The 20,989-nt window shown below is 63.5% G+C and carries 18 protein-coding genes and 1 riboswitch; of the genes, 11 read left to right on the top strand and 7 right to left on the bottom strand.

Annotated features, from left to right (window positions below; genetic code table 11):
- Positions 1-115: 115 nt before the first annotated feature.
- The 5 genes from ACZI8Q_RS12535 to ACZI8Q_RS12515 all read left to right on the top strand — a co-directional run bounded on the left by ACZI8Q_RS12535 (position 116) and on the right by ACZI8Q_RS12515 (position 4,119).
- Entirely contained in the window at positions 116-523 is a 408-nt protein-coding gene (locus ACZI8Q_RS12535) for a transposase (protein WP_463373882.1), read from the top strand.
- Positions 524-638: 115 nt separating this feature from the next.
- Positions 639-1,484, top strand: a complete 846-nt coding sequence (locus tag ACZI8Q_RS12530) for a class I SAM-dependent methyltransferase (protein ID WP_463373866.1) — start codon at positions 639-641, stop codon at positions 1,482-1,484.
- Positions 1,485-1,517: 33 nt separating this feature from the next.
- Positions 1,518-2,600 (top strand): DNA polymerase III subunit beta family protein, encoded by a 1,083-nt coding sequence (locus tag ACZI8Q_RS12525; RefSeq protein WP_463373865.1) that lies wholly within the window; start codon positions 1,518-1,520, stop codon positions 2,598-2,600.
- Positions 2,597-3,133, top strand: coding sequence for a hypothetical protein (locus ACZI8Q_RS12520; RefSeq protein ID WP_463373864.1), 537 nt, complete (start codon positions 2,597-2,599; stop codon positions 3,131-3,133). The genes ACZI8Q_RS12525 and ACZI8Q_RS12520 overlap by 4 nt, the downstream gene beginning before the upstream one ends.
- 74 nt (positions 3,134-3,207) lie before the next feature.
- Positions 3,208-4,119 (top strand): sigma-70 family RNA polymerase sigma factor, encoded by a 912-nt coding sequence (locus ACZI8Q_RS12515; protein ID WP_463373863.1) that lies wholly within the window; start codon positions 3,208-3,210, stop codon positions 4,117-4,119.
- Here the strand turns inward: ACZI8Q_RS12515 and ACZI8Q_RS12510 are convergent.
- Positions 4,109-4,699 carry a carboxymuconolactone decarboxylase family protein gene (locus ACZI8Q_RS12510; protein WP_463373862.1) on the bottom strand — a complete coding sequence of 197 codons (591 nt, stop codon included), beginning with the start codon at positions 4,697-4,699 and terminating at the stop codon, positions 4,109-4,111. The two genes, ACZI8Q_RS12515 and ACZI8Q_RS12510, sit on opposite strands and share 11 nt — an antisense overlap.
- Positions 4,700-4,817: 118 nt before the next feature.
- Here ACZI8Q_RS12510 and ACZI8Q_RS12505 point away from each other — a divergent pair, with 118 nt between their 5' ends.
- Both ACZI8Q_RS12505 and ACZI8Q_RS12500 read left to right on the top strand, forming a co-directional pair.
- Positions 4,818-6,005 (top strand): pyridoxal phosphate-dependent aminotransferase, encoded by a 1,188-nt coding sequence (locus tag ACZI8Q_RS12505; RefSeq protein WP_463373861.1) that lies wholly within the window; start codon positions 4,818-4,820, stop codon positions 6,003-6,005.
- 34 nt (positions 6,006-6,039) lie between these two features.
- Complete coding sequence (locus ACZI8Q_RS12500) at positions 6,040-7,050, top strand: AraC family transcriptional regulator (RefSeq protein WP_463373881.1); 1,011 nt, start codon at positions 6,040-6,042, stop codon at positions 7,048-7,050.
- A 7-nt stretch (positions 7,051-7,057) separates the two neighbouring features.
- Here the strand turns inward: ACZI8Q_RS12500 and ACZI8Q_RS12495 are convergent, their stop codons facing one another.
- Positions 7,058-7,483 carry a VOC family protein gene (locus ACZI8Q_RS12495; RefSeq protein WP_463373860.1) on the bottom strand — a complete coding sequence of 142 codons (426 nt, stop codon included), beginning with the start codon at positions 7,481-7,483 and terminating at the stop codon, positions 7,058-7,060.
- A gap of 183 nt (positions 7,484-7,666) precedes the next feature.
- Between ACZI8Q_RS12495 and thpD the strand changes: the two genes are divergently transcribed.
- Complete coding sequence (gene thpD / locus ACZI8Q_RS12490) at positions 7,667-8,578, top strand: ectoine hydroxylase (RefSeq protein WP_463373859.1); 912 nt, start codon at positions 7,667-7,669, stop codon at positions 8,576-8,578.
- 40 nt (positions 8,579-8,618) lie between these two features.
- Complete coding sequence (locus ACZI8Q_RS12485; RefSeq protein ID WP_463373858.1) at positions 8,619-9,242, top strand: alpha-ketoglutarate-dependent dioxygenase AlkB; 624 nt, start codon at positions 8,619-8,621, stop codon at positions 9,240-9,242.
- A 3-nt stretch (positions 9,243-9,245) separates the two neighbouring features.
- Here the strand turns inward: ACZI8Q_RS12485 and ACZI8Q_RS12480 are convergent, their stop codons facing one another.
- On the bottom strand, positions 9,246-10,340 hold the full coding sequence (locus ACZI8Q_RS12480) for a 3-deoxy-7-phosphoheptulonate synthase (protein ID WP_463373857.1): 1,095 nt from the start codon (positions 10,338-10,340) through the stop codon (positions 9,246-9,248).
- A gap of 321 nt (positions 10,341-10,661) precedes the next feature.
- Positions 10,662-10,874: riboswitch (cobalamin riboswitch) on the top strand.
- A gap of 128 nt (positions 10,875-11,002) precedes the next feature.
- On the opposite strand from ACZI8Q_RS12480, the gene metE reads away from it, so the two are divergent.
- Positions 11,003-13,264, top strand: coding sequence for a 5-methyltetrahydropteroyltriglutamate--homocysteine S-methyltransferase (gene metE / locus ACZI8Q_RS12475; RefSeq protein ID WP_463373856.1), 2,262 nt, complete (start codon positions 11,003-11,005; stop codon positions 13,262-13,264).
- Between the two features lie 69 nt (positions 13,265-13,333).
- Here metE and ACZI8Q_RS12470 read toward each other — a convergent pair whose 3' ends face one another.
- From ACZI8Q_RS12470 to prpD, 3 genes are read right to left on the bottom strand one after another with little or no spacing between them, the layout of a single operon-like run.
- Complete coding sequence (locus ACZI8Q_RS12470) at positions 13,334-14,443, bottom strand: bifunctional 2-methylcitrate synthase/citrate synthase (RefSeq protein ID WP_463373855.1); 1,110 nt, start codon at positions 14,441-14,443, stop codon at positions 13,334-13,336.
- Positions 14,440-15,366 (bottom strand): methylisocitrate lyase, encoded by a 927-nt coding sequence (gene prpB / locus ACZI8Q_RS12465; RefSeq protein ID WP_463373854.1) that lies wholly within the window; start codon positions 15,364-15,366, stop codon positions 14,440-14,442. Before prpB ends, ACZI8Q_RS12470 begins: the two co-directional genes overlap by 4 nt.
- Positions 15,366-16,868 carry a 2-methylcitrate dehydratase PrpD gene (gene prpD / locus ACZI8Q_RS12460; protein WP_463373853.1) on the bottom strand — a complete coding sequence of 501 codons (1,503 nt, stop codon included), beginning with the start codon at positions 16,866-16,868 and terminating at the stop codon, positions 15,366-15,368. Before prpD ends, prpB begins: the two co-directional genes overlap by 1 nt.
- Positions 16,869-16,985: 117 nt before the next feature.
- On the opposite strand from prpD, the gene ACZI8Q_RS12455 reads away from it, so the two are divergent.
- Positions 16,986-18,398 carry a short-chain fatty acyl-CoA regulator family protein gene (locus ACZI8Q_RS12455; protein WP_463373852.1) on the top strand — a complete coding sequence of 471 codons (1,413 nt, stop codon included), beginning with the start codon at positions 16,986-16,988 and terminating at the stop codon, positions 18,396-18,398.
- A 53-nt stretch (positions 18,399-18,451) separates the two neighbouring features.
- On the opposite strand, the gene ACZI8Q_RS12450 is transcribed toward ACZI8Q_RS12455, so the two are convergent.
- Complete coding sequence (locus tag ACZI8Q_RS12450) at positions 18,452-20,869, bottom strand: ATP-dependent Clp protease ATP-binding subunit (RefSeq protein WP_463373851.1); 2,418 nt, start codon at positions 20,867-20,869, stop codon at positions 18,452-18,454.
- Positions 20,870-20,989: the final 120 nt, after the last annotated feature.

Here is a 20,989-nt window from a genome sequence, read left to right as displayed (position 1 = left end):
CGAACACACTGGTTCACCCGGGGGCAGAGTCAACATCCAACGCGGAATCTCCGCGACGCTCAAAACTGAGACGATTGCCCGTCAATAACGCCCTGAACAGCGGCAGCTAGCGACGCTGGTTGTCTCCGAGGTACTGGAACCCGGCACCCACGTTACGAGAGACCTGCCCGATGCCCCAGCACAGCGGGCGGCCGTGTCCCTATCAGCGGTCCATCGAAGTCGCCAGGTTCGGCGGCACCACCCCGGATCATTTGAGAGACAGGGGCTAGAGAGGTGGATCGAGGAGGCAAAGTCCTGCGGGATCGCTGCATTCGTACAACTGGCCCGCATGATCGAGAAAAAGGCCGAACAAATCTGTGCGGCTATCGAATTGGGCATATCGAATGCCCTCATCGAAGGAATCAACTCGAAAATCAGACTGATCAACGCCCGTGGCTACGGCCATCATTCCGCTGACTCACTCAAAGCAATGATCTACCTGAACCTCGGTGGAATCGAGGTCAAACTACCCACGCAAACGTAAGGAGGGGCACACCCCTTTCGAGTCAACAGTTGGATCGAAAAGACGTTGTGACACCCCACCGGGTGCAACATGATGTCACCAAGCGCATTACCTTCGACCACGATGTGGAGACACCATGCACGAAGCAGCCCTCGCTGCCAATCGCTCGAACTGGGACGAGCGCGCCGACATCCATGTACGGTCCGCGATGTACGGCGTCGACGGCTTTCTGTCGGATCCCACGACCATCTCCGGCGTGGTCGAGAACGACCTTTCGGTGCTTTCCCCCTACCTTCCTGAATCCGGGATCCGGAACCTCTCACTCCTACATCTGCAGTGCCACATCGGAACAGACACCATCTCCTGGGCACGACTCGGCGCAGTCGACGTTCACGGACTCGACTTCTCACCCAACTCTCTGCGACATGCACAGCAAATAGCGAGTGCAGACGGTCACCACATCACGTGGGTGCAAGGCGATGCACGGACAGCGTCGACGGTCATCGACAAACGCTTCGACGTCATCGTCACCAGTGCGGGAACCATTGTCTGGCTACCGGATCTCACCAGCTGGGCGCAGTCCATACACGACCTCCTCGAACCGGGTGGGCTCTTCATGATCCGCGACGATCACCCGATCCTCGGGGCAATGGCATTCGAGCCCTGGGGGATTACCGACGACTATCTGTCCGGCGGAGGCACTCGCACCTACGAGGACTCCGGCAGCTATACGGACAACACCGGCCCCAAGATTGCGCATGTCACCAACCACGAGTGGCGTCACGACTTGGGCGAAGTCTTCGGAGCACTCACAACTGCCGGCCTGACAATCGAGTCGCTCAGCGAACTGCCGTACATGGATTGGCCGGCCTTTCCGAACCTCATACCTTGCTCCCGTGGATGGACACTGCCGGAGACTGCACCGCGGATCCCCCTGAACTTCGCCATCGTTGCCAAACGCCCAGACCAACGCAGCAATTGACCTTCAGGTAGGTCGAAGGCCGATGATGTCGGGGTGTCCAATTCCGAATTGATGTCGATCGGCGTGTTCGCCAGGCGCGCGGGCCTGACGGCAAGCGCGTTGCGCTTCTACGCCGACTCCGGTTTGCTGCGTCCCGCCGAGGTCGATGCAGTCTCGGGGTACCGCTTCTACGAGGCGCAGCAGGTTGAACACGCCGTTCTGCTGAGGCAGCTGCGTGAAATCGGCATGCCCCTCGCATCGGCGAAGTCCGTCCTCGATGCAGACCGATGCGAGGCGGTGCGCCTTATCGAGGACCACGTCGCCACGGTGATAGACGATGCCGCAGCCGTGCGCGAGAATGCCGCGCTCATCAAGGCGTCGTTGATCGCAGAGCGCGGCCAGACTGTCGCCGCCTCGAGCGGGCCGATTTTCGCGGCGGCAATCGATCAAGTCCTGACGGCAACCACCCGTGAACCGGAAATGGCAGTCCTGGGCGGCGTGTACTTCGAGGCCGATACGGATGCGCTCACGTTGACCGCCACCGATCGCTACCGGATATCCACTCGCACACTGGTTCCCATCGAGCCGAACACGATGACGTGGGCAGCCACGGTGAACGCCGACGACCTGCGTACCGGTCTGCCCGAGCTTCGTCGCAGCGTTCGGGTGACGGTGGAAGCCCACGAACACGGGATCTGGATGCGAATGCCGACTCGGCCCAATCACTATTGCCGCCTCGTCACCGAGACCTTCCCCGACTATCGGTCGATGCTCGCGAACCTTCCCGACGTGATCACCCGGGTCACCATCTCGAAATCTCACCTCCTACAGGCGCTCGAACAGGTCGCGACCGATCGACTCTCGTTGCGCGTGACCGACACGGCAGTCTCCGTCGGTGACGACGAGCGGGAGGCCCGGACCCAGGTTCCGGCAACCGTAACCGGACCGGCGATGGAGGTCTGGTTCGAGACGACCACGTTGTATCCCGCCATCAGCACAGCGCTCGGACCGGATGTTCTTCTCGACCTCAGAACTCCCGACCAGCCTGCGACGATCCGCTCGGCCGACCACGGCGATCTCACCACACTCGCCATGCCCACACAGCGCACGAACTCGACGCCAGGAGAACGACGATGACCACACCGACAACTGTCGACCAGATCATCGCGGCAATCACCCAAGCCGTGACGGACGGGAGAGCGGGAAACCTCGACTCGGCCAGGGAGCAGCTTCTCGACCTGTGGTCCACCATCGGCAGCAATGGCGATCCGTTGCATCGCTGCACGTTGGCGCACTATCTCGCCGACCTGTACGACGATCCGGCGCAGGCATTGACCTGGGACGTGCGCGCCCTCGACGCAGCCGACTCGATCACAGAGCAGCGAGTCCAGGACCATCACACCGGTCTACACGTCGCCGGCTTCTATCCCTCGCTTCACCTCAATCTCGCCGACAACTACCGTCGACTCGGGTCGTTCGAGGCCGCCGGCGACCACATAGATGCCGCACGTGAGCAGTCGTCTGCCCTGTCGGACGACGCGTACGGCGCACTCGTGCGTGGCGGGATCGAGGGCGTGGCCGAGGCCATCGCACGACACGACACCGCGCCTCGTCAACGCAGCGCAGGCACCACTTCCCGCTCGAACAACTCGATGCCCGAAGTGTCGTAACACATCTGACCGAGCCGAATCCGGGGCTACCGACGTCCGGTGCGAATACACCGGTTCGACGTACACTCGGCTGCATGACAACTGCGTCTCTCACGGACGAGTTCGAACTTCATCGACGACACCTGTTGTCGGTCGCATACCGGCTGACGGGAAGCGTCGGTGATGCGGAAGATGCCGTCCAGGAATCATGGATTCGGTTGCACTCCAACAACTCGGAGCAGATTCGTGACCTCGGAGCGTGGCTCACGACGGTCGTGGGACGAGTGTGCCTCGACCGGCTCCGGTCCGCTGCGGTCCGACGAGAAACCTATGTGGGGCAGTGGCTCCCGGAACCGATCGTCACCGACATCAACCCCTCGGCAGAGCCCGACCCGCTGGACTACGTTGTGAACCAGGAAGACAACCGCCTGGCCGCACTCGTCGTGCTCGACGCACTGCCGCCGCAGCAACGAGTCGCCCTCGTCCTGCACGACGGCTTCTCCGTACCGTTCGCCGAGATCGCGAACATCCTCGGCGTCGAAGTGGCGACGGCTCGGCAACTGGCTTCGCGTGGTCGCAAAGCGGCGACCACGGCAACTCCCCCGGTCCCGGACGACGAGCACGCGGCGGCAGTCACCCGGTTGATCGAGGCCATGTCCAGCGGGGATCTCGATGCCGTGGTTGCGGCCCTGCACCCGGACGCGAGGGTGATCGGCGATGCCAACGGCACCACCAACACCGCCGTCAACATCATCGTGGGCGCCGACAAGTTCGCCCGCTTCTTCCTCGGACTCGGCCGGCGTTACGGTCATGAGGCGTTCGAGGCGTTGCAGCCCGTGCTGGTCAACGGCCAGCTCGGCTTCTACAACCCTGGGCTGCCCGAGAACGAGCGCAACCGAGGGTTTGCAGCCCGCGTCAACGGCTTCACCGTCCGAGACGGGCTCGTCTACGCCGCGTATGACGTCGCGAACCCGGAGAAGTTCTCGGGGGTCCGAATCAGCCGGTGACTTGGTCGTCCGCCCACGGCACGCGACAAGCATCGGTACTGAAACCCTGATCGGTGATGCCGAGCGCCGAGTTCATCCGCGCTCGCATGTTCTCGAGTCCGATCTGGTAAGTCAGCTCCACCACGCCGTCGTAACCGAATCGGCGCGCCAAGTCGGCGACCTGATCGTCCGTGACGCCGTTGTCACCGTGAACATCGCCGGTCATGGCGTCGGCGTATGCGATCGCCGCCTTCTCGTCGTCGGTGTACAGGTCGGATTCGGCGTAGTTGCCGATCTCTTTCAGACGCTCGATGTCCAGACCGTCGAGACGCTGCAACATGGTCCCGAAGTCGACGCACCAGGAGCAGCCGATTGTCCACGCCACCCGGTACACGGCGAGTTCACGCACGTTCGCCGGCAGCACGGTGGATGCCTTCTGCACTGCGAGCTCGTGGGCGCCGGAGGCAGCCATCAGTTTCGGGTGATGCGCGGTGATCGCAAAGGGCTCGGGAACAGCGCCGAACTGCCGAGCCGCGAACTTGTACGCAACCTTCACAACCGGTCCGGCCTCCGCAGGTGTCACAGCGGGAATGCGTGTCATGATGTCCTCCGTCTTTGCCGGGCGCCGTCTGCGCCCTCCACCCCATAGACGACGCAGCACGCCAGAACGTGACACCACCGGATCGAGAATGTGGCAGCACACCAACTACGCTGCAGTTATGCCCGAGGGAGCCCGCAACCGGACCGTCGCACGTCTGCGGCCGTTCACATCCACGATCTTCGCGGAAATGACCGAACTCGCGGCTCGCCACGACGCCATCAACCTCGGCCAGGGTTACCCGGATACCGACGGACCCGAGTCGATGCTCGCGACCGCGCGCCAGGCCATCGTCGACGGATTGAACCAGTACCCGCCCGGGGCAGGAATGGCCGTGCTGCGCGAAGCCGTCGCCGCAGACAGAAATCGGCGTTACGGCGCCGACCTCGATCCCGCCGCCGAGGTTCTGGTCACCGTCGGTGCGACCGAAGCCATCAGTGCGACGCTGCTGGGGTTGGTCGAACCGGGAGACGAAGTGGTGTTGATCGAACCGTTCTACGACTCCTATGCAGCCACGGTGGCTTTGGCCGGCGCCGTCCGCAGAACCGCACCCCTCGTACCGTCGGGTTCCGGCTTCCGATTGGACGTGGATGCCCTTCGCGCAGCGATCACCGAGCGCACCACGATGCTCGTCGTCAACACCCCACACAACCCCACCGGCACCGTCTTCACCGACGACGAGACTCGTGCCATCGCAGAACTCGCCTGTGAGCACGACCTACTCGTGCTCAGCGACGAGGTGTACGAACACCTGGTTTTCGACCGACGGGTGCACACTCCGCTCGCGTCGCTGCCCGGGATGTGGGAACGCACCGTCACGGTGTCGAGTGCGGCGAAGATGTTCAACGTGACGGGATGGAAGATCGGGTGGGCCTGCGGTCCGGCCGATCTGATCGCCGGTGTGCGCGCGGCCAAACAGTATCTGTCCTTCGTCGGTGGTGCGCCGTTCCAACCGGCTGTCGCGCACGCTCTGGAGCACGAACAGAACTGGGTCCGCGATATGGCTTCCGGCCTACAGTCCAAACGCGATGTGCTGCACCACGCGCTCACGGACGCGGGCTTCGATGTCTTCTCAGGTGGGGGAACCTACTTCCTGTGCGCCGATATTCGCGCAATCGGTGAGCACGACGCAATGGCGTTCTGCCGCGCCCTACCGGAACGTATCGGGGTGGCCGCCGTGCCGATCAGCGTATTCACCGACCATCCGAATCAATGGAATCACCTGGTGCGCTTTGCGTTCTGCAAGAAGGACGAAGTTCTCGGCGAAGCTGCCCGGCGTCTGCACACACTCGGGGAGTCTGCGCGATGAACCCCTGGGAGTCTGCGCGATGAACACGGACACGGTGAACGCGCGAACCATTCCCGCAGATTTCGTCCGACGGGCACTGGAGCTGTCCGATCAGACCGGTACCGATCTCGGCTCCGCACTGACCACCGCCGGTATCACGCCCGCAGCCCTGGCAGACCCCCTGGCCAGGCTCACACCGGCACAGGTCACCGCGTTCACACAGGAAGTGTGGCGTGTGACCGACGACGAGTTGTTCGGCCTGGGCCGAGCACCCGTACCCCGCGGCACCTTTCGCCTACTGTGCCTGGCACTGATTCACCGACCCGATCTGAGATCGGTGATCTACCGTCTTGCCGATCTGGTGCGTGCCCTCCCCGCCCTGCCGCCACTACACCTCGATTCGGGTGAACGCAGCACCCGCGTCACCCTCATGCCGGGCCGCACAGACGACTCGGACCTTTCCGATGAGGCGGCACGTATCACCACAGATTTCTCGCTCCTGCTTCTGCACCGGTTTGCAGCATGGTTGGTCGGCAAGAGAGTGCCCTTGCTGTCCGTCGAAGTCCCCTATCCCGCGCCGGTTGCCGGGCTGGCCCAGAACTACGACTACATCTTCGGAGTGCCGGTCACCTTCGGCTGCCCCGCACCCTCACTGGAGTTCGACAACGCGGCACTGCGTTTTCCGGTTATCCAAACCGAGGAAACGCTCGAAGACTACCTTCGCGGGTCGCCGAACCTCCTTCTGTCCGAAAGGGATTACGACTCCGCCGCGTCCGCGCAGGTACGCCGCGCCCTCGAGTTGGGCGTGACAGGGCGGACTGCGACCGCCGATGACATCGCCGAGATGCTGTCCATCAGCGTCCCGCACCTGCGCCGACTGCTTCGCCAGGACGGTACGTCACTCAATCAATTGCGCGAGGAAGTTCTCCGCGACACAGCCGTCGCCGGTCTCCGACGCGGTGAGGCCGTGGAGACGCTCTCCGCTCGGCTCGGATTCTCGGAGCCCAGCGCTTTTCGGCGGGCTTTCAAGCGCTGGACCGGCAGTACCCCGAGCAACTACCGCTGAGCTGCCCTCAACACAGACAGAACTCGTTGCCCTCCGGGTCCGTCATCGTGATCCATTCGTAGGGCCCCTGACTACCGCGGTGCGAAATGGTGGCCCCGGCTGCAACGAGCTTCTCGGCCAGCGCCTCTCGCCCGTCGCCGGCACGAAGATCCAGGTGAAGGCGGTTCTTCACCTGTTTCGACTCCGGGACGAGCTGGAACAAGACACGCGGGCGCTGAGGGTGTTCGGGATCGCGGATCGCCGCTCCCCCGCGCCACATCAGCACGCCCTCGAACGTGGTGGTATCCGATTCTCGGGCATGACCGGCTTGGATCAGCCCGCGGATGAAGTTCTCATCACTTGGCTCCATCTCCCAATCGAGCGCGCTGGCCCACCATTTCGCCTGCTGGTGCGGTTGCTGTGAATCAACTGTGACCTGAAATTCCATCGACATGCGCTCACGGTAAACCCGTCCTCCGACACTTTCCGCGCGAGCGACCGGACCGAGCCCGATCCGACGTTCCCAGCCTGCGCACAGGCCTGTGACGCTGGCGCTGACGGGTTGCATGAAGCGACGACCAGTGGGAACGTCGGTGAAGTACCGATATTCCTGACCTGAGAGGGTGAGCCTGAAAGTATGCGTACGGTTGTCGCCGACCACTACCCCACACGTGACCGCAGCGAGTGCACAGTGAGCGTCCGACAAGATCCCGTCACCTGGATCGAACCGAATCGCAACGCTCCCCCAGGCGGACCACTGTCGGCACGGGAGGTCGCAGACTACGACGCACGGGGCTTCCATTCGAAGGATGCTCTGGTCTCGACACGGGATGTTTTCGCGCTGAACGACGAAATGTACCGCCTCGCAGGCGATAAGGGTCTACATGGCGATGGCCGCGTGGTCCGCGAAAACGGGGGCGGTGACGTGCGTTCGGTTTTCGACGTTCACCTGCTCAGCTCGGTGGTCGACGAGATCATCCGCCGCCCCGAAGTTGTCGGTATCGCTCGACAGATTCTGGGCTCCGACGTGTACGTTCACCAGTCACGACTCAATTTCAAACCTGGCTTCGGCGGTGGCGCCTTCTACTGGCATTCCGACTTCGAAACCTGGCACGCCGAGGACGGCATGCCGGCGCCGCGCGCGGCCAGCATTTCCATCGCGTTGACCGAGAACTACGGCTACAACGGCGGGCTGATGATCATGCCGGGATCGCACCGCAAGTTCGTTTCCTGCGCGGGAAGCACGCCCGAGGACTACTTCAAGGAATCGCTGGTGAGCACCGCACCGCCGACCGGGTCCCCCGACGAGAAGACCCTGACCGGAATGGCCAACGAGTACGGCATCGAGGTCATGACGGGGCCGTCCGGTTCTGCGACGGTCTTCGATTCGAACTGCATGCACGGATCGAACGGCAACATCACACCGTTCGCACGGTCGAACTTGTTCATCGTGTTCAACAGCATCGAGAACCCGCCGACGGAGCCGTACGCCGCGCAGGCACCGCGTCCGACATACCTCAGCAGTCGAGACTTCACCCCGATCAGTTGACATCGAACACCCGTTCGATACCTCGAGGTAGGCTCGTTGCATGCTCCAGCCATCGCTGTTCGACGACTCGGCCCTCGGTGCCGAACTCGGCGAATTGGGTAGCGTCCTCACTCGTACTCCGCTCGCTCGGGACGCGTGGGTCGACACCGCACCCGGCTGGTTGTCGGGTTCCGATGCGTTGTTCGAACGCTTGGTAAGCGTCGTGCCTTGGCGGGCAGAGCGCAGGCAGATGTACGACCGAGTCGTCGACGTTCCCCGGCTCGTCAGCTTCTACGACGAACGCGCACCACTGCCCGATTCCATGCTCGTCACGAGTCGCAACACCTTGTCGGCTCATTACGCACGCGAGTTGGGCGAACCGTTCGCGACGTCCGGGCTCTGCTATTACCGAGACGGGAACGACAGCGTCGCCTGGCACGGTGACGACACCGGACGCAGCCGCACAGAGGACACGATGATCGCCATCCTGTCTCTCGGCGCCGCGCGGTCGCTTCTCCTACGACCGCGCGGCGGGGGCACGTCGCTGCGCTTCCCCCTCGGGCACGGCGACCTGCTCGTGATGGGCGGATCATGCCAGCGCACGTGGGAACACTGCGTACCCAAGAGCAAACGTCCGACGGGACCGCGAATCAGTGTGCAGTTCCGCACGCGTGGTGTCCGCTGACCATCACTGCCGTCGTGCGGCAACAGCGCTCGCCAGGCGATCCAGTTGCGCTGCCGTCCTCTCCCAATCCAGGCACGCATCGGTGATCGACTTGCCGTACGTCAGCTCGTCGACGTGGCCGAGGCGCAGGTCCTGACGCCCGGCCTCCAGGAAGCTTTCGAGCATCACACCGACAACACCCTTCTCCCCGTTTTCGATTCGGGCCGCAAGATCCGAGACGACGTCGATCTGCTTCTCGTGATTCTTGGAGCTGTTGCCGTGACTCGCATCCACCACCACACATTCGGGCAACCCGGCCTTACGCAGCCGCGACGCCGTGTCGGCAACAGTCTCTGCATCGTAATTGGGGCCGTCGGTACCGCCGCGCAGAATCACGTGGCAGTCCGGGTTACCGGCAGTCCGGACCAGTGCTGCACGTCCGTCGAGGTCGGTGCCAGGGAAGACGTGACTTGCTGCGGCAGCACGCGTTCCGTCCACCGCGACCTGCACGTCACCTTCGGTGGAGTTCTTGATCCCCACCGGCATGGACAGTGCACTGCACAGCTGACGATGCACCTGACTCGCAGCCGTGCGGGCACCGATCGCACCGTAGGACACGAGGTCGGAGATGTACTGAGGCATTATCGGATCGAGGAATTCGCAGCCGACCGGAAGGCCGAGGTCGGAGATGTCGAGCAGCAGCTTGCGGCCGATCCGCAGGCCGCTGTCGATGTCGAACGTTCCGTCGAGATGTGGGTCGTTGAGCAGACCTTTCCACCCCAACGAGGTGCGCGGCTTCTCGAAGTACACGCGCATGACGATGTGCAGGTCGGCACGCAATTCTTCGGCCTTGGACGCCAGGCGGCGTGCGTAGTCGATGGCCGCTGCCGGGTCGTGGACCGAGCACGGGCCGACCACGACGAGCAGGCGGTCGTCGTCGCCGCGCAGGATGTCGACCGTTCCCGCACGTCCCGTCCGGACCGTCGCGGACGCAACGTCGCCGGGAGTCAGCTCACCGCGGACCACTGACGGCGGTACGAGAGGACTCAGCGAAACAGTTCGCTGATTGTCGAGAGTGGATTCGTCGACGGCAACGGAATTGTCGATAGTGATAGTCATTACGTCGGTTTCCTGTTCCAACCGACTCGAAGACTGTGAAGAACTCCAGCGAGCCGGTCTGTATCCGGCTCGTAGGGTGGAGGTCAGCGCGTGGTAACACCGACCGACCCACCCAGGGCCGGCCTGCTAAACCAAAAATATGCGCGCTGCATGCCGACCACACTAGCGACTTCTCTCCATCCACGCGAATCATCCCCTGTGAGCGGTTGACGAGTGTCCACCCTCCTTCGTCACGCACCGGGGGTTTCGGCCGCAAAGAGACGGCTATGCTGGTCGGTGCAGCTGGTTCGCCCGGTGCGGTCGTGAGGAGCCCCGAAGACTGCGCTCGGCGTCGAAGCACGTGCGCCTTTCGAGGCGTTACGTGTGAGAGGGAATCCGGTGAGAATCCGGAACTGTCCCGCAGCGGTGAGCAGGAACGACCGCCGTCACCATGCACTGGGTCTTCAACGCCTGGGAAGCGACGGCCACTAGGTCCGACGTCGAATACGCCGGCTGCCTGCGAGTCCGAAGACCTGCCGACTGCGTCGGGCACGCCGTGCCCGACGGTTCACCGCCCCGTGGAATGGGCGCGTAGACCTCCGTGCGCTTGAAATCTGTCCTGGGCTCGAGAGGTGTACCCGCTTGCCGGTGGTGACCGTACCGCTACGCAACTGGAGAAACTCGTGACATTTTCATTCACAGCGACCGTGCTGGGCTCCCCTCGCATCGGCCGCAATCGCGAACTGAAGAAGGCCGTCGAGGCCTACTGGGCAGGAAAGCTCGACCCTGCCGGGCTGGAGTCGGTCGCCGCCGACTTGCGTGCCCAGAACTGGACCGAGCTGCGTGACGCCGGGCTCGACTCCGTTCCCGTCAACACCTTCTCGTACTACGACCACGTCCTCGATACTGCTGCGATGCTCGGTGCCCTGCCCGAGCGCGTTGCGGATATCGACACCCCGCTCGACCGCTACTTCGCGGCGGCACGAGGCAATGACGCGGTCGCGCCGCTCGAGATGACCAAGTGGTTCGACACCAACTACCACTACCTCGTGCCGGAGATCTCGCCGTCGACGACGTTCTCGCTGGATCCGTCCAAAGTGCTCGCAGAACTCGACGAAGCACTCGCACTGGACATCCCAGCCAGACCGGTAGTCCTGGGTCCGGTCACGTTCCTTCTGCTCTCGAAAGGAGTGGGATCCGACACAAAGCTCCTCGATCGCGTCGACGAGTTGCTGCCGTTGTATGCCGAACTCCTCGCACTGCTCGCCGACAAGGGTGCCCAATGGGTGCAGATCGACGAACCTGCGCTGGTCGCGGATCGCACCACCGAGGAGATCGCCGTCGCCACACGCGTGTACGACACTCTGTCCGGAGCCGAGAGTCGGCCGGCCATCCTGGTCGCGTCCTACTTCGGCAGTCTCGGTGATGCCTTGCCTGCCCTCGCTTCCACCGGAATCGAGGGGCTCGCACTCGATCTTGTCGCCGGAAGCGACTCGATTCCATCGGTTCCCGGGTTGGCTCACAAGCACGTGGTGGCCGGCATCGTCGACGGTCGCAACGTCTGGCGCACCGACCTCGGCAAGGCCCTCGCCACCGTCAGCACCGTCCTCGGCAACGTCGGCTCGCTTGCAGTGTCGACGTCGTGCTCCTTGCTGCACGTTCCGTACACGCTCGATGCGGAGACGGAACTCGACAAAGCGCTGCGTTCCTGGCTGGCTTTCGGCAGTGAAAAGGTGCGCGAGGTCGTTGCACTGGGCACCGCGATCACCAAGGGCCGCGAATCGGTCGACGACGAATTCGCACTGGCCCGCGCGGCCGCGTCGACTCGCGCCACCGACGCCCGCCTGCACGACGCGGAACTACGTGAACGCTTGGCCACGACAATCGAATCCGACGCTGGACGCAGCCCGGCTGCAGAACGCCGTCAGGCGCAAGCCGCACTCGATCTCCCACCGCTTCCCACGACGACAATCGGGTCGTACCCACAGACGAGGCAGATCCGCATCGCCCGTGCCGCATTGCGCAAGGGCGAGATCGACCAGGCCGAGTACCTGGCGCGGATGCGTGGTGAGATCGCCGATGTGGTGGCGCTACAAGAGCAGCTCGACATCGACGTCCTCGTCCACGGCGAGCCCGAACGTAACGACATGGTGCAGTATTTCGCCGAGCAACTCGACGGATTCTTCGCCACAGCCAACGGCTGGGTCCAGTCGTACGGAAGCCGGTGCGTGCGTCCGCCGATCCTGTTCGGCGACGTTCGGCGACCGAAACCGATGACCGTCGACTGGATCGAGTACGCACAATCACTGACCGAGCGCCCGGTCAAGGGCATGCTGACCGGTCCGGTGACCATCCTCGCGTGGTCGTTCGTGCGCGACGATCAGCCCCTGGCCGATTCCGCCAACCAGGTCGCCCTCGCGATCCGTGAGGAAACGGTCGACCTCGAGGCTGCGGGCGTCAAGATCATTCAGGTCGACGAACCCGCGCTACGGGAGCTGCTGCCTTTGCGCGCTACCGAACAGACCGCCTACCTGGATTGGTCCGTCGGTGCGTTCCGGTTGTCCACTTCCGGGGTTGCCGATGTGACGCAGATCCACACGCATCTGTGCTATTCGGAGTTCGGTGAGGTCATCGAGGCCATCGCCAAGTTGGATGCCGATGTGACGTCCATCGAGGCAGCACGCTCACACATGGAGGTACTCGACGATCTCAACGCGGTGGGCTTCGACCTGGGGGTCGGGCCCGGCGTGTACGACATTCACTCTCCGCGGGTACCGAGCGTGGACGAGATCGCCGAATCTCTCCGCGAAGCACTGAAAGCCGTTCCGGTGGAACGGCTGTGGGTGAATCCGGATTGTGGACTCAAGACCCGCGGCCCCGTCGAGGTCGAGGAGTCGCTCCGCAACCTCGTCGAAGCGGCGAAACTGGTTCGCGCCGAGCTGTAGGCGACTCCGCCGCCTGTGCGTGGTTTGCGAGTCGGGCGACTCGCAAACCACGCACAGGGGTGAGGGCGGTCAGCGGGCGAGGACTCGCTGATCAACACCCGAGTACTCACTGAGCGGCCGGATCAGGGCATTCGCACTCCCCTGCTCGATGATGTGCGCAGTCCAACCGGTGATGCGCGCCATCACGAAAATGGGTGTGAACACCTCGATATCGAAGCCCATCAGGTAGTAGGCAGGACCCGCCGGGAAATCCAGATTCGGCTTGATTCCCGTGGCGTCGAGCATGGTGCGCTCGAGTTCGTCGTACATGTCCAGCCACTTCTGGCCATCGGTCACCGCCGCAACGTCCTGCAAAGCGGCGCGCATGGTCGGCACTCTGGAGTCGCCGTCCTTGTAGACGCGGTGGCCGAAGCCCATCACCTTCTGCTTGTCGGCCATTTTGCCCCGCAACCACTCCGACGCCTGGGCCGGATCGTCGATCTCGAGCATCATGGTCATGACGGCCTCGTTCGCGCCGCCGTGCAACGGCCCCTTCAGCGCTCCGATGGCGGCCGTCACCGCACTATAGATGTCCGACAGCGTCGACGTCACCACGCGAGCGGCGAAGGTCGACGCATTGAAACTGTGTTCCGCATACAACACCAGCGAGGCTTCGAACGCCTTCACGATCCTCGTGTCCGGCACCGCACCGAAGGACATGTAGAGGAAATTCTCCGCGAATCCGAGGTGCGAATGTGGGTTGATCGGATCGAGGCCGCGACGGCGCCGGAAGTCGGCGGCGACCACCGTCGGCAACACCGCCATCATGCGGAGTGACTTGTCGAGGTTGGCGGACGATGCGTTGTCGTCTTCTTCCGGGTCCTCAGCACCCAGGTAGCTGATGGCGGTACGCACCACGTCCATCGGGTGACACGTGTCCGGCAGTTTGGCCAGCAAGGACAGCAACGAGCGATCGGCTCGGCGTTGCGCCCGCTCGCGTTGGGTGAACAACTGCAGTTGGCCGTCGTCGGGCAGCTCACCATTCCACAGCAGATACGCCACTTCCTCGAAGGAGCAGTGTGCAGCGAGGTCCTGCACGGGGTATCCGCGGTAGGTGAGGGTATTGGTTTCGGGCACCACTTTCGAGATTGCCGTCGTGTCGACGACGACACCGGTGAGTCCCTTGCGGATCTGCGTCATGACTCCCCCTCGAGTGTGAAGTTGAAGATCCCGGAATCGAATTCGTTGTAGTTCTCGTACTGCAGCAATTCGTACAACCGGCTGCGGTGCTGCATCCGGTCGACGACGCCGGCCTGAGTGCCGGTCTCCGCGATCTCGCGCAGTCCCTGTTCCGCGGCGAACATCGCAAGCCGCAGGGTAGACACCGGATAAATCACGACGTTGTACCCGAGATTCTCGAGCGCAGATGCCGAGAGCAGATCGGATTTGCCGAACTCGGTCATGTTGGCCAGCAATGGCACTCGGACACCGGCACGGAACTTCTCGAACTCCGATTCGTCGGCGAGCGCCTCGACGAAGATCATGTCCGCTCCAGCGTCGACGTAGGCGTTCGCCCGTGCGATGGCCGCATCCAACCCCTCGATGGCGCGGGCGTCGGTGCGAGCACAGATGACGAAGTCGGGGTCGCGCCGAGCGGACACCGCTGCCCTGATCCGCTGAACCATGTCGCCGGCGGGGACCACGGCCTTGCCGTCGAGATGGCCGCAACGCTTGGGGTTGACCTGATCCTCGAGGTGACAACCCGCCAGACCCGCATCTTCGAGAACGGTGACGGTGCGGGCTGCGCTCATCGGCTCGCCGAACCCGGTGTCCGCGTCGATGAGGGTCGGCAGGTCGGTCACTCGGGCGATCTGCTGCCCACGATCGGCGACCTCGCTGAGAGTGGTGAGACCGATATCGGGGAGACCGAGATCGGCGGACACGACAGCACCCGAGACGTACACGCCCTCGAACCCGATTTCCTGCGCCAACATCGCGACGAGTGGAGAGAACGCTCCGGGCATCCGCTGAATCTTGTTCGATGCCAAACCGGCCCGGAACGCTTTGCGTTTGTCCGACGCAGATGCGGGCGCGGCAATCACGCGTGATGTGTTGTCGTTCATCAGAAGATCCCCTGTGCGATCGTGGGCGCCGCCGCCAGGACGTCGTCGGTGGCAGTGACAGTGAGCTGATCGAGTTCGCCGACCTTCAGACTGGGAACGCGCTGAGCGACATCGAGGAACCGGTCCTGCTCTGCCGGTGCGATGACTCCTTCTGCCAGAGTGCGGAATTTCGCGATGTACTGCTCACGGGCGAACGGGTGTGCACCGAGCGGGTGGGCATCGGCGACCGCAAGTTCGTCGGTGATGACTTCGCCACTGCGCAAGGTGATCTCGGCGCGCGCACCGAACGCCTTCTCGTCGGGGTCGGTGGAGTGATAGCGGCGCGTCCATTCGGGGTCTTCCTTTGTGGAGATCTTCTTCCACAGTTCGATGGTCTCAGGGCGGTTCGCACGCTCGGGAGCATACGAACGTTCGTGATGCCACTCGCCGTCCTCGAGGGCCACCGCGAAGATATACATCACCGAGTGGTCGAGAGTCTCGCGGCTGGCCGACGGATCGAACTTCTGCGGGTCGTTCGATCCCGTACCGATCACGTAGTGAGTGTGGTGGCTGGTGTGCAGAACGATCGACGCGATCTGCGACAGGTCGCCGACCTGCGCACGCATGCGGCGGGCCAGGTCGATCGGGGCCTGACTCTGGTACTCGGCCGAGTGCTCTTTGGTGTAGCTGTCGAGGATCGCGCGTTTGGCCTCACCCGGTCCGGGCAACGGCACCGAGTATTCGACCTTCGGTCCGCCAAGGAGCCAGGCGATGACACCGTCCTCACCTTCCCAGATGGGCGAGGGGGCTCCTTCGCCCCGCATCGCACGGTCGACGGCTTCCACGGCCATCTTCCCGGCAAAAGCGGGCGCGTGCGCCTTCCAACTGGAGATCTCGCCCTTGCGTGACTGGCGGGTGGCCGTCGTCGTGTGCAGTGCCTGACCGACCGCCTGATAGATCGTGTCGGCATCGAGGTCGAGCAGGGTTCCGATACCGGCTGCGGCCGAAGGGCCGAGGTGGGCGACGTGATCGATCTTGTGCTCGTGCAGGGAGATGGCCCGTACCAGGTCGATCTGAATCTCGTACCCGGTCGCCAATCCGCGGATCAGGTCGGCGCCGCTGCGGCCGCAGTGCTGTGCGACCGCGAGGATCGGCGGAATGTTGTCTCCCGGGTGCGAGTACTCGGCCGCCAGGAAGGTGTCGTGGAAGTCCAGTTCACGAACGGCCACTCCGTTCGCCCACGCAGCCCATTCCGGCGATACCCGATCGTCCACGCCGAACACGGTGGATCCGGGGGCGTACGGGTGGGTCAGCGCCTGAGCGCGCGCGCTCGACACCGGTCGACGGGTGATCGAGGCGGCTGCGACGGCTGCATTGTCGATGATGCGGTTGACGATCATCTCGCTGGTATCGGCTGGCACCTCGACCAGGTCTGTTGCAACTTCCGCAACCTTCCACGCAAGGTGCTCTTCTCGGGGGAATACTTCGGCCGAGGGGCGGGTACGTACTACGTGCTTCTTCATAATTCGCACGCTACACAGCCGCTTCCACCTGCAAAATGCCTCGCAAATGCCTATTTTTGCGGATTGCCGCTCGGGTTTTTGCAATAGTTGCAAATGTGCGGCGTTACGCTGACGGCTGTGCGGAAGATGTATGTGGGAGCCCGCCTGCGACGGCTACGCGAGGAGCGACACCTCACTCAAGTGGCACTTGCGAAGACCCTCGGCCTCTCCTCGAGCTACCTCAATCAACTCGAGAACGATCAGCGTCCACTCACCGTCCCGGTACTGCTCAAACTGAACGCCACATTCGACCTCGACGTGCAATTCTTCGCCGCGGACAGCGACGCACGACTGGTATCGGATCTGCACGATGTGCTCACCGAGACCGCCGGCGACGCGCAGTTGTCCGAGGTGGAGGAGCTCGTCGCCCGCATGCCTTCCATCGGGCGCACCCTCGTCACTTTGCATCGGCGACTGCATGCAGCATCGGACCAACTCGACCAGTTCTCCGCCCAGCTGTCCGGCGCGCCCTCGGACGGGCAAACACCGATGCCGTACGAGGAGGTTCGCGACTTCTTCTACGACCGGCGTAACCACATTGCGTCACTCGACGAGGCCGCCGAGGAGATGTTTCGCACCGAGCACCTGTACGTCGGGTCGATGGACCTGCAGTTGACGCGACTGCTGGAGGAGAAGTTCGGTGTGAGCGTTCAGATTCTCAACGAGGAGATGGGTGCACTGGGGCCGCTCCGCCTGTACGACCCCGACCGGCGGATGGTGAAGCTCGCCCGCCGACTCCAACCCGGGCAGCGCGCATTCCAATTGGCTACCCAGTTGGCCTTTCTGAACCATGAGGACGAACTCGAGAGGCTGGTGGGTGAAGACACGACGCTCACCGCAGAGTCCCGAAGGCTCGCCCGAATCGGGCTGGCCAACTACTTTGCCGGGGCGCTGATACTGCCGTACGGAACGTTCCTGGATTCGGCAGAAGAGTTGCAGTACGACATCGACCTGCTGGCCCAACGTTTCGAGGTCGGATTCGAAACCATCTGTCACCGGCTGAGCACACTGCAACGCAAGGGACAGCGCGGAGTGCCCTTCTTCTTCGTCCGCACCGACCGCGCCGGAAACATCTCGAAGAGGCAGTCCGCCACGGCGTTCCATTTTTCCCGAGCAGGTGGTAGTTGCCCATTATGGGTGGTGCACGAAGCGTTCGAGCGGCCTGGTCGGATACTTCGTCAGGTGTCGCAGATGCCCGACGGACGCAGTTACCTGTGGATTGCCCGAACCACGCACAGCGGTGGTCACGGTTACCGTGGGCCGGAAAAGAACTTCGCGATCGGCCTCGGCTGCGATCTCGAATACGCGGAGAGGCTCGTCTACTCGAAAGGGCTTCAGCTCGAGGACCCGTACGCGGCTGTGCCCATCGGCGCGGGCTGCAAGGTCTGTGACCGTCCCGCCTGCCCGCAACGCGCATTTCCCCAGGTAGGGCGCCCGATCATTGTGAACGAACGCAGTAGCCGACACCTGCCCTACCCGCAGGCACCATAGACACCTGTGCGTGGTTTGCGAGTCTCTGGACTCGCAAACCACGCACGGGCGCGCTAGCGCACCACCAGGTCGAGCTCGTCGTCGGCCACACCGACCTGGACCCGAGAGCCTTCGGCCAGCACGTCGTCGAGAATCAGATCCGCGATCCGATCATCGACCGCCCGCTGAATCGAGCGACGCAACGGACGCGCACCGAACTCGGGCTGGTGCCCGTTCTCCGCGATCCAGTCGACGGCATCGTCACTGAACACGATCTCGATGCCCTTGGACTCGAGCCGTTTGCGGCTGTCCTCGAGCAGAAGATCGGTGATCCGGTGCAGCTGCTCGTCGTCGAGCTTGCGGAAGATCACGATCTCGTCGATCCGGTTCAGGAACTCCGGCCGCATCGACTCGCGCAGCCGCGCCATCACACGATCACGCAACGGCTTTTCTGCTGCCTCGGCATTGCCCGTCACGAAGCCGAGCGCACCCGACTTACTCGAGATGATGTCGGACCCGAGATTGCTGGTCATGATCAACACGGTGTTCTTGAAATCCACCGTCCGACCCTGACCGTCGGTGAGGCGTCCGTCGTCGAGCACCTGCAGCAAGGTGTTGAACACATCCGGGTGAGCCTTCTCGATCTCGTCGAGCAGAATCACCGAGTACGGGTTGCGCCGCACCTGTTCGGTGAGCTGACCTGCCTCGCCGTACCCGACGTACCCAGGAGGTGCACCGACGAGACGGCTCACGGTGTGCCGTTCACCGAACTCACTCATGTCGAGCCGCAACATCTTGCTCTCGTCACCGAACAGACTGGCAGCCAGTGCCTTTGCCAACTCGGTCTTGCCGACGCCGGTCGGTCCGAGGAACAGGAAGCTCCCCACCGGACGGTCCGGGTCGCTCATGCCGGTGCGACTGCGCCGCACCGAACGAGCAATGGCGCGCACCGCATCGTCCTGTCCGACGACACGTCGATGCAACTCGTCCTCGAGCCCACGCAAGCGTTCCTTTTCCGCCTGCGTCATCTGGCTTGCCGGGATACCGGTCGCACGCGAAACAACCTCGGCGATGTGCTCGGCAGTCACATCGGGGATGCCCACAGCCTCGGGGGCGCCATCGAGTCGGGACTGCACGGTGTTGATCTCGTCGCGCAGACCGGACGCACGTTCGTATTCTTCCTCGGCGACCGCGGCTTCTTTGAGCCCCTCGAGCTCGACGATCCGCTGCCGCAGCGCATCCTCGTCGACGCTCGGGGTGCGGAGCGACAGCCGCGCACCCGCCTGGTCGATGAGGTCGATCGCCTTGTCCGGCAGGAAGCGATCACCGATGTACCGCGCCGACAGCTCGACGGCGGCGGTGATCGCCTCGTCCGTGTAGTCGACCTTGTGGTGTTCGGCGTACCGGTCGCGTAGTCCGGTGAGAATGGTGATCGCATCGTCGATGCTCGGCTCGTCCACCGTGACCGGCTGGAAACGGCGCTCGAGGGCCGCATCCTTCTCGATGTGTTTGCGGTACTCGTCGAGCGTGGTCGCACCGACGACGTGGAGCTCACCACGAGCGAGCTTGGGCTTGAGGATGTTTCCGGCATCCATCGCACCCTCGGCGCCGCCGCCCGCACCTGCGATGGTGTGAATTTCGTCGATGAAGACGATGGTTTCACCAGCGTGTGCGGTGATCTCGTCGACCACCTTGTTCAGCCGCTCCTCGAAATCGCCGCGGTAGCGAGCACCCGCAACCATGCTCGACAGGTCGAGTTGGACGACGCGCTTACCGACCAGGCGATCGGGGACATCACCGTCGACGATGCGCTGGGCAAGCCCCTCGACAACCGCAGTCTTACCCACGCCGGCCTCGCCGACGAGGACCGGGTTGTTCTTGGTCCGACGCGACAGGATTTCGATGGTCTGCTCGATTTCGTCGGAGCGTCCGATGACCGGATCGACGCCACCCGCACGGGCGCGGTCGGTGAGATCGAAGCCGTACTTATCGAGATTCGGCGTGGAAGATTCCGCAGAGTCGTCCACAGTTCCGCCCTGCACCGCCGTCTGCAGACGTTCCGGGGTTATTCCCTCGGACGCAAGCAGGCGTCCGGCAGCATGGTCACTGTCCGCGGCGAGCGCCAGGAAGAGGTGCTCGGGGTCTATGTAGGTCGACCCCAGGGCACGTGCGAGCTGATGCGCTTCGAGCAGCGCGGTCTTGAGTGCACTACTCAGCGACGGAGCTGCGAACCCCGCAGTGTTCCGACGCTGCGGCAGGCGCAGCTCGACGGCCTCGGCGACCGTAACCGGGTCCGCGCCTGCGCGCTCCATCAGTGTCTTCACCGGCCCCTGCTCTGCCATGACACGCAAAACGTGCAGAGCGTCGACGTCGGAGTCACCGCGGCCTGCCGCGAAGCGCGCCGCTGCACCCATCACGTCCTGGGTTCCGCGGCTCATGAGCCGACTGATGTCGATACGGCCAGGGCCCTCGGGCCCGAAGATTGCTGGCATTCCGACGCCTCCTCCAAGATTGAGCGTTACTGACTCAACTAACGTGCCAGCATCGTCATCAATTCCCGGGAGAGGAACGTTTATTGCGAGTGTGCGGTAAGCCACACCCTGTGAGTGGTT

The sequence above is a fragment of the Rhodococcus quanlei genome, from assembly GCF_055231015.1.
Note: the sequence above shows the minus strand (reverse complement) of the source record. Positions and strands in the feature narration are given on the sequence as shown.